This is a genomic window from Streptomyces sp. NPDC051173 (assembly GCF_040689515.1).
Lineage (GTDB): Bacteria > Actinomycetota > Actinomycetes > Streptomycetales > Streptomycetaceae > Streptomyces.
Window position 1 is genome coordinate 37,560 of sequence record NZ_JBFBBD010000048.1, and the last position, 14,613, is coordinate 52,172.

The 14,613-nt window shown below is 71.9% G+C and carries 12 protein-coding genes and 1 pseudogene; 5 read left to right on the forward strand and 8 right to left on the reverse strand.

What is annotated here, in order from left to right; translation table 11 throughout:
• Positions 1–62: 62 nt before the first annotated feature.
• On the reverse strand, positions 63–1,268 hold the full coding sequence (locus AB0435_RS23165; RefSeq protein WP_366006594.1) for a DUF5685 family protein: 1,206 nt from the start codon (positions 1,266–1,268) through the stop codon (positions 63–65).
• Between the two features lie 274 nt (positions 1,269–1,542).
• On the opposite strand from AB0435_RS23165, the gene AB0435_RS23170 reads away from it, so the two are divergent.
• Positions 1,543–1,983, forward strand: coding sequence for a cell division protein SepF (locus tag AB0435_RS23170; protein WP_361534221.1), 441 nt, complete (start codon positions 1,543–1,545; stop codon positions 1,981–1,983).
• 77 nt (positions 1,984–2,060) lie between these two features.
• On the opposite strand, the gene AB0435_RS23175 is transcribed toward AB0435_RS23170, so the two are convergent.
• Positions 2,061–3,254 (reverse strand): acyl-CoA dehydrogenase family protein, encoded by a 1,194-nt coding sequence (locus AB0435_RS23175; RefSeq protein ID WP_366006595.1) that lies wholly within the window; start codon positions 3,252–3,254, stop codon positions 2,061–2,063.
• Positions 3,255–3,482: 228 nt separating this feature from the next.
• Positions 3,483–5,102, reverse strand: a complete 1,620-nt coding sequence (locus AB0435_RS23180) for an MFS transporter (protein WP_366427865.1) — start codon at positions 5,100–5,102, stop codon at positions 3,483–3,485.
• 222 nt (positions 5,103–5,324) lie between these two features.
• Here AB0435_RS23180 and AB0435_RS23185 point away from each other — a divergent pair, with 222 nt between their 5' ends.
• Together AB0435_RS23185 and AB0435_RS23190 are read left to right on the forward strand one after the other, a co-directional pair.
• Positions 5,325–6,452 carry a hypothetical protein gene (locus AB0435_RS23185; protein ID WP_366427869.1) on the forward strand — a complete coding sequence of 376 codons (1,128 nt, stop codon included), beginning with the start codon at positions 5,325–5,327 and terminating at the stop codon, positions 6,450–6,452.
• A 481-nt stretch (positions 6,453–6,933) separates the two neighbouring features.
• Positions 6,934–7,941, forward strand: coding sequence for a phosphatase PAP2 family protein (locus AB0435_RS23190; RefSeq protein WP_366006597.1), 1,008 nt, complete (start codon positions 6,934–6,936; stop codon positions 7,939–7,941).
• Positions 7,942–8,027: 86 nt separating this feature from the next.
• Here the strand turns inward: AB0435_RS23190 and AB0435_RS23195 are convergent, their stop codons facing one another.
• The gene (locus AB0435_RS23195; RefSeq protein WP_366427866.1) at positions 8,028–8,243 is read right to left on the reverse strand and encodes an I78 family peptidase inhibitor; all 216 of its coding nucleotides are present in this window, start codon (positions 8,241–8,243) and stop codon (positions 8,028–8,030) included.
• Positions 8,244–8,847: 604 nt separating this feature from the next.
• On the opposite strand from AB0435_RS23195, the gene ctaD reads away from it, so the two are divergent.
• Positions 8,848–10,530 (forward strand): cytochrome c oxidase subunit I, encoded by a 1,683-nt coding sequence (gene ctaD / locus AB0435_RS23200; protein ID WP_366006599.1) that lies wholly within the window; start codon positions 8,848–8,850, stop codon positions 10,528–10,530.
• A 91-nt stretch (positions 10,531–10,621) separates the two neighbouring features.
• On the opposite strand, the gene AB0435_RS23205 is transcribed toward ctaD, so the two are convergent.
• From AB0435_RS23205 to AB0435_RS23215, 3 genes are all read right to left on the reverse strand, one after another.
• Positions 10,622–10,792 carry a hydrophobic protein gene (locus tag AB0435_RS23205; protein ID WP_366006600.1) on the reverse strand — a complete coding sequence of 57 codons (171 nt, stop codon included), beginning with the start codon at positions 10,790–10,792 and terminating at the stop codon, positions 10,622–10,624.
• A 75-nt stretch (positions 10,793–10,867) separates the two neighbouring features.
• The gene (locus AB0435_RS23210; protein WP_366427867.1) at positions 10,868–11,881 is read right to left on the reverse strand and encodes a hypothetical protein; all 1,014 of its coding nucleotides are present in this window, start codon (positions 11,879–11,881) and stop codon (positions 10,868–10,870) included.
• On the reverse strand, positions 11,878–13,128 hold the full coding sequence (locus AB0435_RS23215; RefSeq protein WP_366427868.1) for a glycosyltransferase family 4 protein: 1,251 nt from the start codon (positions 13,126–13,128) through the stop codon (positions 11,878–11,880). The genes AB0435_RS23210 and AB0435_RS23215 overlap by 4 nt, the downstream gene beginning before the upstream one ends.
• A 273-nt stretch (positions 13,129–13,401) precedes the next feature.
• On the opposite strand from AB0435_RS23215, the gene AB0435_RS23220 reads away from it, so the two are divergent.
• Positions 13,402–14,208, forward strand: coding sequence for a hypothetical protein (locus AB0435_RS23220; RefSeq protein ID WP_366006603.1), 807 nt, complete (start codon positions 13,402–13,404; stop codon positions 14,206–14,208).
• A 316-nt stretch (positions 14,209–14,524) separates the two neighbouring features.
• Here the strand turns inward: AB0435_RS23220 and AB0435_RS23225 are convergent.
• A pseudogene (locus AB0435_RS23225) lies at positions 14,525–14,613 on the reverse strand (hypothetical protein); the annotation flags it as partial.

A 14,613-nucleotide genomic window follows, 5' to 3' on the forward strand; every position in this document is an offset into this window, starting at 1 on the left:
CCGCGGCAGTCAGGCCGCACCCCTCCCCTCGCACCACACTACCCATGGCCGGGTGAGGCTGCTCAGCAGTCGCACCCACAGTCGCAGCAGTCACAATTGCTGCAACAGTCACAGCAATTGCAGCAGTCACCACAACTGTCACAGCCACTGCAATCACAGTCGTCGCACCAGGCGTCCCGCTTCTTCCCGTTCCAGGGGTCGGTGTAGTCCGTGCAGCAGATCTGGCAGGTGCAGAAGAGCCCGGCCCACACCGCGCAGCCGTGGACCGGCCCGCGCCGCCGCCTCGGCGGCTCGGGCGGCGCGGCGGGCGGCATGACCGGCGGCGGGCCGAACCACCCCTGCGCGCCGTGCTGTACGTCACCGCCCGGCTCGTCGCCGTGCTGATGCCCGCAGGCCGTCGCGCCGAACGCGCGGTCGACGGCGCGCCCCAACTCGTGCGCCAGCAGCACGTGCGCGAGCCTCCCCTGCCCCTTGCTCGCGAAGTCGACCTCCCGCAGCGCGAGCCGCACGCCGTGCACCGCGTCGTCGCACAGCCGCCGCACCTCGGCGAGGTCGGTACCCGTCACGGCGACCGGGTTCCACGCGCCGTTGGCCGCGTCCTCCGCCAGGTCCTCCACGGCGTCCAGGAGGTGCGCGAGCCGGCCGAAGAGCCGCCCGGCCTCCTCCAGCGGCGCCCGGTTGGCCGGGCGGCCGGCCAGCACCGCCGTGTAGCCGAAGGCCGCGGCGGTCGCCGTCTCGGTCGGCTCGGTTATCGCCAACAGCGAAGTGCCCGGCCCCGCCAGGGCCTCGACCCCCGCCTGCCGTTCGACCGCGTCCACCAGCACCGCCGTGTCGAAACCGAGGTCCGACCCCGTACGGGCACCGGCCCGGTCCCACTTCGCGGCGACCCTGCGGGCGGCCGCGGCGACCGGACGCCGCGCCAAGAGCCCGTCACCGTCGGCGACATGGTCGCGCATCTTCGCCGACGCGAGGACGAGCGAGACGGAGGCGGCCAGCCGCGCGCCCTCGCCCTGCGCGACGGAGGCGGTCCGCATACCGCGCAGCGGACAGGGGCCGGCCGTGCGCCGCCACGCGTTCGCGCCCTCGGTGCGCGGCGACTGCGCCTCGACCAGAACCGAAATCACCAGTCCGTCATAGTTTGTGGCTGCTCTGGCGAATTGTCCGTGGTCGCCGCGCAGCGCCAGGCACAGCCCGCAGAGATGAGCCATCCACTCCGTGCGCATCGACTCCGACAACCGATGACGACATGGTCTGACGATCCCGAACAATTCCGGCCCCCGTGTGTGGTGTGGATGGACCCGGGCATCCTAATCACCGGACAACCACACCGGCCCGCAGCCCGCGGACCACCCCCTGACACCGCATATGCCCAGGTCCGCCGCTTGTGACGGGCCTCTCAGGCGATCTGACGCACCGCCAAGCGCTTTGCACCAGATGCGTCACGAAATCCACGCTTGGCGGCTATCCACTTGGCACACCATCCACAACATGGACGACGATAGGGAAGCGGTCGGACCACACCGCGTGTGAGAGGAGGCGTCCATGGGATCGGTGCGCAAGGCGAGTGCCTGGCTCGGCCTCGTCGACGACAGCGATGACGAGCGCTATTACGACGACGACTACGCCGAGGGGCCCGAGCCCGGCGACTCCTGGGTGACCAACCCGAAGGTACGGGTGGCGGACGAGGTGGCGCAGGAGCAGGGCACCCGCATCGCCACGGTCACCCCGGACGGCTTCCGGGACGCCCGTGGCATCGGCGAGCTCTTCCGCGAGGGCGTCCCGGTGATCGTGAACCTCACCGGCATGGAGCCCAACGACGCCAAGCGGGTCGTGGACTTCGCGGCCGGGCTGACGTTCGGCCTGCGCGGTTCGATCGAGCGCGTGGCCAACCGCGTCTTCCTGCTGACCCCCGCCGACTACCAGGTCCTGAGCGGCGAACCGGCGGGCCGCCGGGCGAACGGGGGCTTCTTCAACCAGAACTGAAGGGGGCTCCGGCCGGGGCCCCGGGGTCACCCCCGAGAACACCTCGACCAGAGCCCAAGAGCTGGGCAGCCCGGTGCTCACCGGAAGGCGTCGATGCCGGTGAGCGCCTTGCCCAGCACCAGCTGGTGCATCTCCACCGTCCCCTCGTACGTGAGCACGGACTCCAGGTTCGTCGCATGCCGCATGACGGGGTATTCGAGGGAGATCCCGTTCGCGCCGAGGATCGTCCGGGCGGTGCGGCAGATCTCGATCGCCTCGCGCACGTTGTTGAGCTTCCCGAAGCTCACCTGCTCCGGCCGCAGCGTCCCGGCGTCCATCCGCAGCCCCAGGTGATGGGCGAGCAGCAGGCCCTTGTGCAGCTCCACGGCCATGTCGGCGAGCTTGGCCTGGGTGAGCTGGAAACCACCGATGGGACGGCCGAACTGCTCCCTCGTCCGCGCGTAGTCCAGCGCCGCCTCGAAGCTCGTACGGGCCGCGCCCAGGGCACCCCAGGTGATGCCGTAGCGGGCATGGCTCAGGCAGCTCAGCGGGCCGCGCAGCCCCTCCGCCTCCGGCAGGACCGCGTCGGCCGGAAGCCGCACCTCGTCGAAAATAAGCTCGCTGGTGACCGACGCACGCAGTGACCACTTATGGGTGATTTCCGGCGCGGAGAAGCCGGGGCTGTCCGTCGGTACGACAAACCCACGGATGCCGGCGTCGGTCTGCGCCCAGACGACGGCGACGCCCGCCACCGAACCGTTGGTGATCCACATCTTGCGGCCCGTCAGCACCCAGTCGCCGCCGTCGCGCTTGGCGTACGTCCGCATGCCGGCCGGATCCGAACCGTGGTCGGGCTCCGTCAGCGCGAAGCAGCCGATGATCTCGCCCGCGGCCATGCCGGGCAGCCACCGCAGGCGCTGCTCCTCGGAGCCGAAGCGGTGGATCGCGTACATCGCGAGGGAGCCCTGGACGGACACGAGCGAGCGGATGCCGGAGTCCGCGGCCTCCAGCTCCAGACAGGCCAGGCCGTACTGCACGGCACTCGCGCCCGCGCAGCCGTAGCCGGTGAGCGGCATGCCGAGGGCGCCTATGGCGCCGAGTTCGCGGGTGAGTTCACGGATGACGGGGAGCTCGCCGCGCTCGTACCACTCGGCGATGTGGGGCAGGACGCGGTCGGCGGCCCACTGGCGCACGGTGCTGCGGACGGCGAGGTCCTCGGGCGACAGCAGGTCGTCGATGCCGAGGGGGTCGCGCGGGTCGAACGGCTTACGTACGGATGTGTTCACGGACATGACCGGCCTCCGGTGATCATCGGGTCGCCCCGACGCTAATCCGCTCGCCGCGGGGGCGTCCAGGGCTCAGCCACCTTCGACCTGCGGGCCGGTTGCCGCACATCCAGCCCGTCCGGCGTTTGAGGACAACGCGCGAAGCGTGTTGCGGGGTCTGGGGCGCAGCCCCAGTTTCGGGAAGGGGCGGGGTGGGGAAACAGCCCGCCGCAGGCGCGAACAACCCGCCCCCAACTACCGCTCCCCGACGGAGTCGCCCCCACAATCCATCACCCGAGGCAACCGCAACGCAGCCACCGCCCCCACCAGAAGCAGAGCCGCGCTCAGCAGCAACGTCACATGCAGGCCGTGGATGAAGGCGTCGCGAGCCGCCGCCCGCAGAGCCGAACCCGCCGGGGCGGGGAGGCCGGCGGCGACCTCGTACGCCTCGCCCAGGGAGTGGCTCGCGGCGGCCGTCGCCTCGGACGGCACACCCCGCGTTCCGGCGACGCCGGGCGCGTACGTGGCGTTCATGACGCTGCCGAGCAGGGCGATGCCGATGCCCGCGCCGAGTTGGTAGGAGGTCTCGCCGATCGCGGCCGCCCCGCCCGCGGACTCCGGCGGTGCCTCGCTGAGCATCGACTCGTACGCCCCGAAGAGCGTGGTCTCCAGGCCGAAGCCGAGGAGGACGAAACCGGCGACGAGGGTCTTGGGCCGGTCGTCCGCGCCCATGGCGGTGAGGGAGAGCACGGCAGCGGCGGTCAGGACGAAGCCGAGGCCGACCATCAGGCGTGGCCCGAGCCGGTGCAGCAGGCGGGAGCCCACGAGGCCGGCGGCCATCGCGGCGAGGGTGAGGGGCAGCAGCCGCAGCCCGGTCTCCAGGGGCGTGAGGCCGAGGACGAGCTGGAGGTACTGCGCGGCGATGAGCTCCAGCCCGACGAGCGCGAGCATGGCGAGCACGATGCAGCCCACGGAGGTGCCGAAGGCGGGCCGGGCGAACAGCCTGAGGTCGACGAGCGGGTGCTCGCGCCGCCGCTGCCTGCGGATGAAGAGGGCCAGCAGCCCCGCCCCGACGGCGCCGGGCACGATCGTCGCGAGGGTCAGCGGCGGCTCGCCGCCGCCGATCCGCTTCACGGCGAGGACCATGCCGAAGAGGCCGAAGGCGGCCATCAGCGCGCCGAGCACGTCCCACGGCCCGTCGCGCTCACCGGTGGACTCGGGCAGCAGCCGGCGTCCGACGGGCAGGCTGACGGCCATCAGCGGGATGTTGATGAGGAAGACCGAACCCCACCAGAAGTGTTCGAGGAGGAGGCCGCCGAGCAGGGGGCCGAAGGCCGCGCCCACGGCGGCGACCGCGCTCCAGATGCCGACGGCGAGGGCGCGCTCGCGCCGGTCGGGGAAGACCTGCCGGAGTATCGAGAGCGTCGCCGGCATGATCATCGCGCCGCCGACGCCGAGCAGCGCGCGGGCCCCGATGAGCACGTCGGGGCTCGCGGCGAAGGCGGCGAGCGCGGAGGCGACGCCGAAGAGGCCGTAGCCGAGCAGCAGCACCCGGCGGCGGCCGACGCGGTCGCCGAGCGTGCCGAAGAGGATCAGGAGCGAGGCACAGACGAGGGGGTAGACGTCGACGATCCACAGCAGCTGGACCGCGCCGGGGCGCAGGTCCTCGGTGACGGCGGGGACGGCGACGTGCAGCACGGTCGCGTCGACGGCGACGAGCAGCAGGCTGACGCAGAGGACGACGAGGACGGTCCAGCGATTGGCCCCCGCGCCGCGCTCCCGGCCGGGCCGCGGCTGGAGCCACTGCCCGCGCCGGATCCGCTGCCGGGGAACGCCCGCAGCCCGTCGGGCGTCGGCTGTGGTCGTCCCGGACATGCTCACCTCCGTGTCGTGCGCTCGCGGCCGTCCGCGGGCCCGAAGGGCGTGGACCGGCGGGATCGAGGGCGAGTGAGTCGACAGCGTACGCGAGTCCCGGGCACGGATCCGTGCTCCTGGTCACGCGGTGGTCGCCCGCCGGGGGCGTGTCGCGCGTGCTGGACAATGGGCCGGGTGACTCATCTCGTTTCTCCCGCCGGTACGGACGCCGGAGCGGGCTCCGTGACGGCCGCTCCGCGGGTGCGCGGGGTGCTGCGGCACGCCGCCCCCGCCCTGCTGGTCTACGCGGGGGTGCGCGCGCTGGGCGTCGTGGTGCTGACGGTGTGGGGCGCGGTGGCGGGCAAGGATCCGCACCAGCTCCTCTCGGCCCGCTGGGACTCGCTCTGGTACAGCCGGATAGCCGAGGACGGTTACGGCTACACCCTTCATCTGGGCGGTGACAAGGTCCACTCGGACCTGGCGTTCTTCCCGTTGCTGCCGTGGCTGGAGCGTGGGCTGTCGGCGGTCTTCCCGCTGTCCGCGGCCGACGCGGGTCTCGTGGTCAGCGCGGTGTCCTCGCTCTGCGCGGCCTGGGCGGTCTTCCTGATCGGTGACCGCTGTCACGGACGGCGCGCGGGCATCGCGCTCGCGGCGCTGTGGGCGGCCCTGCCCGTCGGCATCGTGCAGTCGATGGCGTACTCGGAGTCGCTGTTCACCGCGCTGGCGGCGTGGAGCGTCTACTGCGTGCTCACCGGACGGTGGGTGTGGGCCGGATCACTCGCCGCGCTGGCCGGGCTGACCCGGCCGGTGGGCGCGGCCGTGGTCGCGGCCGTGTGGATCACGGCGGCGGGCGCCCTGTGGCGCGACCGGCGACGCCCCGGCGCCCGGATGATGCTGGGCGTGGTGCTCGCGCCGCTCGGCTGGCTCGCGTACTTCACCTGGGTCGGCGTGCGGACCGGCAGCGTGACCGGCTATCTGGACGTGCAGGGCGGCTGGGGCAACGGCTTCGACGGGGGCCTGGCCTTCGGCTCCTTCGTCGCGGGCCGGCTGGCGGGCCCGGCGTGGCCGGCGGGCGTCGGGCTGCTGGTGGGTGTGGCGCTGGTGGTGTGGCTGTACGCGAAGGGCGTGCGGCAGCGCCAGCCGCTGCCGCTCCTCGTCTACGCGGGGACGGTGCTGCTGCTCGCGCTGACGGCGAAGGGCTACTTCGGTTCGAAGCCCCGGCTGATGATGCCCGCCTTCCCGCTGCTGCTGCCGCTCGCGGTGGCGGTCGCCCGGCTGCGAACGACACGGGCGGTGCTGACGGTTGCTCCTGTGGTGCTGGTGTCCGCTGTGTACGGCGCGTTCTGGCTGCACGGCTCGGGCCCGCCGTGATCGAATCCGCCGAGGCGTCGGCGGCCGAGCCCCTGGGCCGTGTCCAGCGGGTCTTTGCCAGTCTGCGGGCCCGTCGCCTCCCCCAGCCACCTCCCCCAGAGGTGCTCCCAGCGGGCTGAATTGCGCACTCGCATCAGCCACATCCAGCCCGTCCGGCACTTGAGGACACCGCCGCGCAGCGGTGGTGCGCAGACGGCGCCACCCGCAGCACCGACCACAAGATCCGCCGGACAGCCCCTGGGCCGCTCCGGCGGGAAACGTCACGGAACGCACCGGCCAATCGGCGATAAACAGCGGCACACAAAAGCAATTCGACGGGGACACCGTCAACTGCGGTGGATCCGGGCTTCTTTAAGCGCTTCTTATTCCGCGGAATCAAACGTGCCGTAAGTCATGTTTGAGACGCATTCCACATCACATCGTCATCACAAAGCGCCTCGATCGGCCGAACCCTCCTGTCACGCAATGTAACGTCGATTGGGTGCGTACCAACGATGAGCTCGTCCAGCCGGAGGAGCGCCCGACCGAGCCCGTGCGGCCGCGGATGACCCGGACCCGTCTCGGGATCTTCGTGGCGACCTCCGTGGTCTATCTGGCGATCGTGGTCGGCGTGCTCACCACGTCCTGGCCGGTGCGGTTCGACTGGCAGGTCATGCTCTTCCGCCCGTACAAGCAGTGGCCGGAGATCCACACCTTCCTCGACTACTTCGTGGTGCTGGGCCAGCGCGGCCCGACCGCCGTCGCGGTGGCCGCCTGGCTGGGCTGGTGCACCTACAAGCAGAAGACGCTGCGGCCGCTGCTGGTGCTGGGCACCTCGCTGCTGCTGCTCAACGCCACGGTGGGCGCCGCCAAGCTCGGCATGGGGCGCCTCGGTCCGCACTACGCCACGTCGATCGGCTCGAACGAGATGTTCGCGGGCGGCGACATATTTCCTTCGGGCCACACCGCGAACGCCGTGGTGACCTGGGGCGTCCTCGCCTATCTGGCCACCACGCCGCGGAAGCGCCGGATCTCCTCGGTGATCGCCGCGATGCTGGCGCTCGGCGTCGGCATGACGACGGTCTATCTCGGCACCCACTGGATGAGCGACGTGACGCTCGGCTGGAGCGCGGGGCTCCTGGTGCTGCTGGCCCTCCCATGGTTCGAGGCGCCGATGGCGCGCGCCGAGGCCTGGCTGCTCGCCGCCTGGCACCAGGTGCGCTCCCGCACCGTGTCCCTGCCCGCGCCGGCCGCGCCCGTCGCGATCGGCGGCCCGCGCCCCGCGGCGGACGACCAGCGGCCCGTCCGCGAGCCGGTGGGCGTCGGCGGCCGTACGGGCACGCGCGTGTCCGACGGCCGGCCGCACCTGTCGCCCAAGCCGCACACGGTCCGCTCCGAGCGGACGCCGGTCACGCCGAGCGGCAGCCGTCGCCCGCCCAGCCCGGACCGCACGCCGCGCACCGCGCCGCTCGGCCCGGCCACGGGCCGCGGCCGCACCGTCGGCAGCTGACCGGCCCCGTAGAGACACACAGCACGCACGGCCACCGCGGCCCCGGAACCCCGGCGAGGGGTTCCGGGGCCGCGGTGGTGTCCGGGTCAGCCCTTCCAGCAGCGCCGTACGGAGCCGTCCGCGACCTCGAAGTTCAGCCTGCCCGCCTGGTATTCCATGGTGACGAACGTGCCGGGTGCCAGCGCGCGGACGGTCGCCCAGCCACGCGCCCGGGCGCGCTCGGAGGCGTGCGCGACCTCCAGTCCGACATAGGCGTCGAGGTCGTCGTGCGGGTCGGCGGGGACGTTCGGTAGAGGTGCCATGAGACCAACCGTAGGCGCCGGGGGCGGGCCGCGGTAGCGACGCCCGTGAGCATGGGTCCATGCGCTCCGGGTCCGTCACCGGTCACACTTGTGTCACAGAGAACTGCCGCCGGTTTACCGGGTCCGGTATCACCCGTACGAGCCTTCCCGTCCCTCCTGCCCCGCCTTCACAAGGCTTCGCCCGTAAATACACGCGGCCTTCCCGGAATGTCCTCGACAACTGCCAGGATCGCCCCGGGAATTCCCCCGCGCGCCGCCGCCCGTAAATACTTCCTGCGCATTTACAGGCCATCGGCCGTACTGCCGTTCCGGGCTACCGTCCGACTATCCGGAATGCATTGTTCCGTCGCCCTTTCCCGCCCGGGACCACTCAGCGCCGGCAACGGGCCCGACGTTCGTCCGCCGGGTTACCGCGCCAGGTGCCGGCCGGGGCGGATCGCGTCCGGCACGACCCGGCCGGACCCGGACTCTCGGCCCCCTCGGGTCGCTGCCGCCCCGGGACCGGCCGCCGGGCGCACACGACGCGCCCTCGCGCGACAGGCGCGTGGCGAGCATCATGGCGTGAGCCCGAAAGCCCGTCGACGATGACATCGAGGGAGCGCAGATGGGGACGGACACCGCGCACGCGGCCGCCGGTCCGGTCCGGGAGCGGCAGCCCGGCCGGATCCTGGTGGACTGGCTGACGACCACCGATCACAAGAAGATCGGCCACCTCTATCTGATCACGTCGTTCTGCTTCTTCCTGGCGGCCGGGCTGCTCGCGATGCTGATGCGTGCCGAACTGGCGCGCCCCGGGCTCCAGTTCATGTCCAACGAGCAGTTCAACGAGACGTTCACCGCGCACGGCACCATCATGCTGCTGCTCTTCGCGACGCCGGCCTTCGCGGGCTTCGCCAACGCGATCATGCCTTTGCAGATCGGCTCGCCGGACGTGGCGTTCCCCCGGCTGAACATGTTCGCGTACTGGCTCTATCTCTTCGGCGGGCTGATCGTGGTGAGCAGCCTGCTGATGCCCGAGGGCGGCGCCGCCTTCGGCTGGACCGGCTACGCGCCGCTGAGCAGCGCGGTCCGCTCGCCGGGCACCGGCGCCGACATGTGGATCATGGGCCTGGCGCTGTCGGGCTTCGGCACGATCCTGGGCGCGGTGAACTTCCTGACCACCATCATCGGGATGCGCGCGCCCGGGATGACGATGTTCCGGATGCCGGTCTTCACCTGGAACGTCCTCTTCACCTCGATCCTGGTGCTGCTGGCGTTCCCCGTGCTGGCGGCGGCGCTGCTCTGCCTGGAGGCGGACCGGCGGTTCGGGGCGCAGATCTTCGAGCCGCAGAACGGCGGGGCGCTGCTGTGGCAGCACCTGTTCTGGTTCTTCGGGCATCCCGAGGTCTACATCATCGCGCTGCCGTTCTTCGGCATCATCTCGGAGATCATCCCGGTGTTCTCGCGGAAGCCGATCTTCGGTTACGTGATGCTGGTGGGCGCCACCATGGCGATCACGGCGCTGTCGGTGGTGGTGTGGGCGCACCACATGTTCGCCACGGGCGCGGTGCTGCTGCCCTTCTTCTCCTTCATGTCCTTCCTGATCGCGGTGCCGACCGGGGTGAAGTTCTTCAACTGGATCGGCACCATGTGGCAGGGGTCGCTGTCCTTCGAGGCGCCGATGCTGTGGGCGGTCGGCTTCCTGGTGAGCTTCCTCTTCGGCGGACTCACGGGCGTGATCCTGGCGTCACCGCCGCTGGACTTCCACGTCACGGACAGCTATTTCGTGGTGGCGCACTTCCACTACGTGGTGTTCGGGACGGTGGTCTTCGCGATGTTCGCGGGCTTCTACTTCTGGTGGCCCAAGCTCACGGGGAAGATGCTCGACGACCGGCTGGGGAAGGTCCACTTCTGGACGCTGTTCGTGGGCTTCCACACCACCTTCCTCGTCCAGCACTGGCTGGGGGTGGAGGGCATGCCCCGGCGGTACGCGGACTATCTGGCGGCCGACGGCTTCACCGCGCTCAACACGGTGTCCTCGATCGGGGCGTTCCTGCTGGGCCTGTCGACGCTGCCGTTCCTCTACAACGTCTGGAAGACCGCGCGCTACGGCAAGCGGGTCGAGGTCGACGACCCCTGGGGCTACGGCCGTTCCCTGGAGTGGGCGACGTCCTGCCCGCCGCCCCGGCACAACTTCACCGCGCTGCCCCGGATCCGCTCGGAGTCACCGGCCTTCGACCTGCACCACCCGGAAGCGGTGCGGGAGGCGGAACCCCCGGTCACGGCGCCCGGACCGGCCCGGCCCTGAGCCCGCGTCGGCCTGCCACCGAGGACTTGACAGTCCTCCGGCGGCAGGCCGCCATTCGTACGTGCCCCTGCGCGTAGTCAAGGGGCATCGCTCACCACCTGTACCAGCGGCCCCTCGAACCCCCGGCCCCTGTGGACCGGAAGAGGAAGCCGAGGAGCCAGATCACCAGGACCGCGACCGCGATCCACCACAGGATCTTGATGGCGAAGCCGGCTCCGAAGAGCAGCAGGGCCAGCAACAGGACGATCAGGACAGGAAACATGATTTCGCACCTCCATAGATGCGAGTGCCCCTCTGTCCTCGAACCACACTCCGCACGGGCCCGCGGGCCGGTGGATCAGCGCACGGTGGGCGGGCGTTCGTCGACCCGGATCGCGAGGTCGTTGTCGGCCGTGAAATACGGGCCGGCTTGCGCGGGCGCGTACGAGGCGTCGACGGTCTGCGCCGGGTAGACGAAGATCTGCTTCTTGTCGGCGACGTCGTCGAGGATCCGGGCGACGCGGGCGGTCTCCGCGCCCTGGGCGCCGCGCACCCAGAGGTCCCAGACGTCCAGCCCGCCCTGCCACTCCTCGGCCAGGGCCGCGAAGGGGAGCGTGCAGGTGAAGTCCTGGTCGTCGGCGCCCTCTTCCTTGGCCGGGGCGACGGGGACCGTGCGGACCCGCTCGGGGTCCCGGCGCAGGCGGGCCTCGACCACGGCGCCGGCGAGCCAGGCGGCCGGGTCCGCCGCCCGGTAGAGACGGCCGTGCAGGGTCAGGCCGGTCGCGTCGAGGACGAGGTCGCCGGCCTCGGCGTGCGGCCCGCGCAGCCAGCTGCGCAGGGAGAGGTTGCCGTGCTTGGTCGCGTACGGGATGCGGACCGCCAGCGGGGAGGTGCTGGGGCCGGGTCTGCGGTCGACCAGCGAACGGAGGTCGGCGAGGCCGGGCACCAGGCGCCTGGGCTCGGCGTCGGCGCAGGCGGCGTAGACGTCCCAGCGGCCCTCGGGGAGGGCGACGGTGCTGGGCAGGACGGCGCGCAGCCGGCCGTCGCCGTCGGGCGCGAGCGGCAGCCTGACCTCCTCGGGCTCGTCGGGCCCGTCGGTCTCCGCGCCGCCGCGGCGGCGCAGCACCAGGGCAGCGGACCAGTCTCCGGGGGCGTCGGCGAGGCCGGGGGCGTCGAGGTCGAAGGTGAGACCGCCCGCGGAGTCCGCGATGCAGTCGGCGCTCGGATCCTCCACGCCGAAGGGCTGGGGAGGGGCAGACACGATGGTGGGCTCCTCGGGTGTGCCGGCCGCGTGCGGGGCGGCGGACGGGCCGGTGGTTTCGTCGGGTGAGGTGTGCTCGTGGGGCACGGCGGGATCGGTGGGAGGCGTCATGCGGCCCGCCCCTTCCGCAGGGCGGTGCGGCTCCTGTCCTTGGTCCGCAACGCGCTGCTGAGCAGGGCTCCCCGGGTGCGGTGCAGCGAGCCGCGCAGGCCGCCGCGCGAGGTCAGGTCGGTGAAGAGCGCCTCGTAGCGGCCGGCGACCTCGGCCGGGTCGAAGCGGGCGGAACTCGCCAGGGCCGCCTGTCCCATGCGCCGCCGCAGGTCGTCGTCGTTGATCAGCTTCAGCAGGCCGCCGGCGATCGCGTCGACCTTGCCGGTGGGCACCAGCAGTCCGTCGACACCGTTGTCGATGATCTCGCCGGGGCCGTGCGGGCAGTCGGTGGAGACCACGGGCAGGCCGCTGCGCATCGCCTCGACGATGGTCATGCCGAAGGACTCCAGGCTGGAGGTGACGGCGCCGATGGAGCCCTTGACCCACTCGGCGTCGAGGGGGGTGGCGGGGCCCATGAGGTAGACGTGGTTGTAGAGGCCGCGCTTGTCGATCTGCGCGCGCAGCTTCGCCCGCTCCGCGCCCGCGCCGTAGATCCGCAGCCGCCAGTCGGGGCGTTCGGCGACGACCTTCTCGAAGGCACGGATCAGCAGGTCGTAGCGCTTGGCGGGAGCGAGTCGGCCGGCGGCGATCACCCACTTGCCGGTGGAGTCGGCGGGGGCGAGGGCGGGGGCGGGGATGCTGTTGGGGACGGCCTCCACCCGCACACCGGGCAGCCGCATCAGCTTGCGGTAGGTCGCGGCGTCGGCCTCGGTGACGGTGGTGACGGCGTCGAGCCGGGGGTAGTTCGTACGCAGGGTCAGCTTCAGCTGCGGGGAGTGCGTGCTGAGGGTCAGGTGCTCCTGGCCGACGCGGGCGACGCCGTGCCTGGCCTGCTGGGCGATGTGCACGTTGAGGCCGGGCCGGGTGCCGACCACGACGTCGCAGTCCAGGTTCCGCAGGTGCTCGGCGATCCGCCGGTCGGTGAGCGCGCTGTACTGCTTGTAGCGGCCCTCGGTGGCGGGGAAGACGGTGGCGGGGCGCTCGTACTCCGGGTCGTCGCCCTCGTAGCCCGGGGTGCCCTTGCGGAGATCGACCAGGTGGCGCAGGCGCACCTTGGGGCTCGGCGCGAAGACGGGCTCCTCGCGATGGCGGAAGACGGAGACGATCTCCACGTCGTGGTGCTCGGCGAGGGTGCCCGCGAGGTTGTACGTGGTGCGGATCGTGCCGCCGATGCCGTACGCGTTGTGAATCAGGAATGAGATGTGCATTCGTCCCCGTATGCAGCCGTTTCGCCGCGGACATTCCGTGCAGCCCGCCTACCGAGACATTAGACCGTGGGGAAGGCTTCCGGGTTGGCCCTGATCACCAACTCGTTCCGCAAGCGATGGCGAATCGGTAGCGGAACCGGGAACTTTCGGCCGTTGCCGCTGGTCCGCGCCGGGTCCCCGGCCCCGAGCGTGACCCCTGCCACGGATCGTCCGTTGTCTTCCCGAGAGCCGGGAACCGCCCGGCGCACACGCACCCAGTTCGAGGAGCCACCCGTGCCTCGCATGCTCGACGTCAGTGACGACGTCCGCGCCGAGATCGGCGACGAGGAAGCCGACCGCCTGCTCGGCGGCGACAACGCCCCCGGCAGCTATGACTGCACCTCCTGCCGCACCCCAGGCGACACCGAGCGGGAGCCCACCAGCACGGTGCTCTTCGTCGGCGAGGAGACGGCCGTGCTCGCCTTCGCGCACGCCGCCTGCATCCCCTCCCAGGTCGTCCCGGTCTCCGAGGAGCAGCTCCAGGGCGCCGTCCGGTCCATCACCGCGGAGGACGCGGCGCAGGCCCCGGCGGGGCCGCCCGTGGTGCCCATCGGCACCGACGGGCCGGTCCAGGCCGAGCTGGGGGTGACCAGCGGGCTGGTCCTGATCGACGGGGACCTGCACCCCGCGCTGGTCGTCGAGCCGCTCGCGCCCATCGCCCGGCCGGGCACCACCGGCCCGGTCGACGTCTTCCTGCCGCTCCTGATCGAGCAGGGTTTCACCCCGGTCGCCGCCATCGACCAGGTGCCGCCGCCCACCCCGGGCTGGTCGGTGCTGCTGGCCGTCGGCCGGCTGCACGCCATCCTCCAGCCGGGCACCGGCGGCGGCACCCCGTCGGCGTGGTGGCAGGCGCACCAGGCGATGGAGGTCGCCCAGGAGTGGCGCTCGGCGGTCAACAAGACCAAGAAGGTGCTGGTCTTCGCGGCACCCGTCGGCACGATCGGCCAGCAGCCGCGCGAGGACCTGCTCCGTGACGCGCTGGACCGCGCCGCCGCCCGCGGGCAGCTCGTCGCCGCGACCATGCCGCTCGCGGGCACATGAGTCACGCCGTGCTCCCGCTGCCCATGCGTCACACCACCACGGGCCATTCCCGGCCCGGCCCGCATCCCCCGGGCCACGGACTCGTTGGCTCGGATGTGCACTCATACGAGCCTGCCCCCCGGATCCCGTACCCCCATCACATCCCCGGCATGCGCCCACCCCGCGAAGCCGCCCCGCAGAGCCACCCCGCCTCGGTGACCCCGATCTACGATGCGCTCTACGCCGAGTACCGTCGCTCGTTCCGGGCGCTCCCCTTCGACCGGACGGGCGAGGAGGAACTGCGGTTCGCGGGGTTCGGCCACCAGTTGGTCGCCCACAGCAGCCCGGCCGCGGCCACGGGGCCCGGGTGCGGCGGCAGGAACGCGTGCGTCATCGACAGCCCGGCCAGCAGCGGCAGCGCGTACA

Bases quoted from the DNA above. Each gene is read 5' to 3' on its own strand.
- AB0435_RS23170 (WP_361534221.1), top strand. From the start codon at position 1,543: ATGGGATCGGTGCGCAAGGCGAGTGCCTGGCTCGGCCTCGTCGACGAC.
- ctaD (WP_366006599.1), top strand. From the start codon at position 8,848: ATGGGGACGGACACCGCGCACGCGGCCGCCGGTCCGGTCCGGGAGCGG.
- AB0435_RS23195 (WP_366427866.1), bottom strand. From the start codon at position 8,243: ATGGCACCTCTACCGAACGTCCCCGCCGACCCGCACGACGACCTCGAC.
- AB0435_RS23205 (WP_366006600.1), bottom strand. From the start codon at position 10,792: ATGTTTCCTGTCCTGATCGTCCTGTTGCTGGCCCTGCTGCTCTTCGGA.
- AB0435_RS23215 (WP_366427868.1), bottom strand. From the start codon at position 13,128: ATGCACATCTCATTCCTGATTCACAACGCGTACGGCATCGGCGGCACG.
- AB0435_RS23180 (WP_366427865.1), bottom strand. From the start codon at position 5,102: ATGTCCGGGACGACCACAGCCGACGCCCGACGGGCTGCGGGCGTTCCC.
- AB0435_RS23210 (WP_366427867.1), bottom strand. From the start codon at position 11,881: ATGACGCCTCCCACCGATCCCGCCGTGCCCCACGAGCACACCTCACCC.
- AB0435_RS23175 (WP_366006595.1), bottom strand. From the start codon at position 3,254: ATGTCCGTGAACACATCCGTACGTAAGCCGTTCGACCCGCGCGACCCC.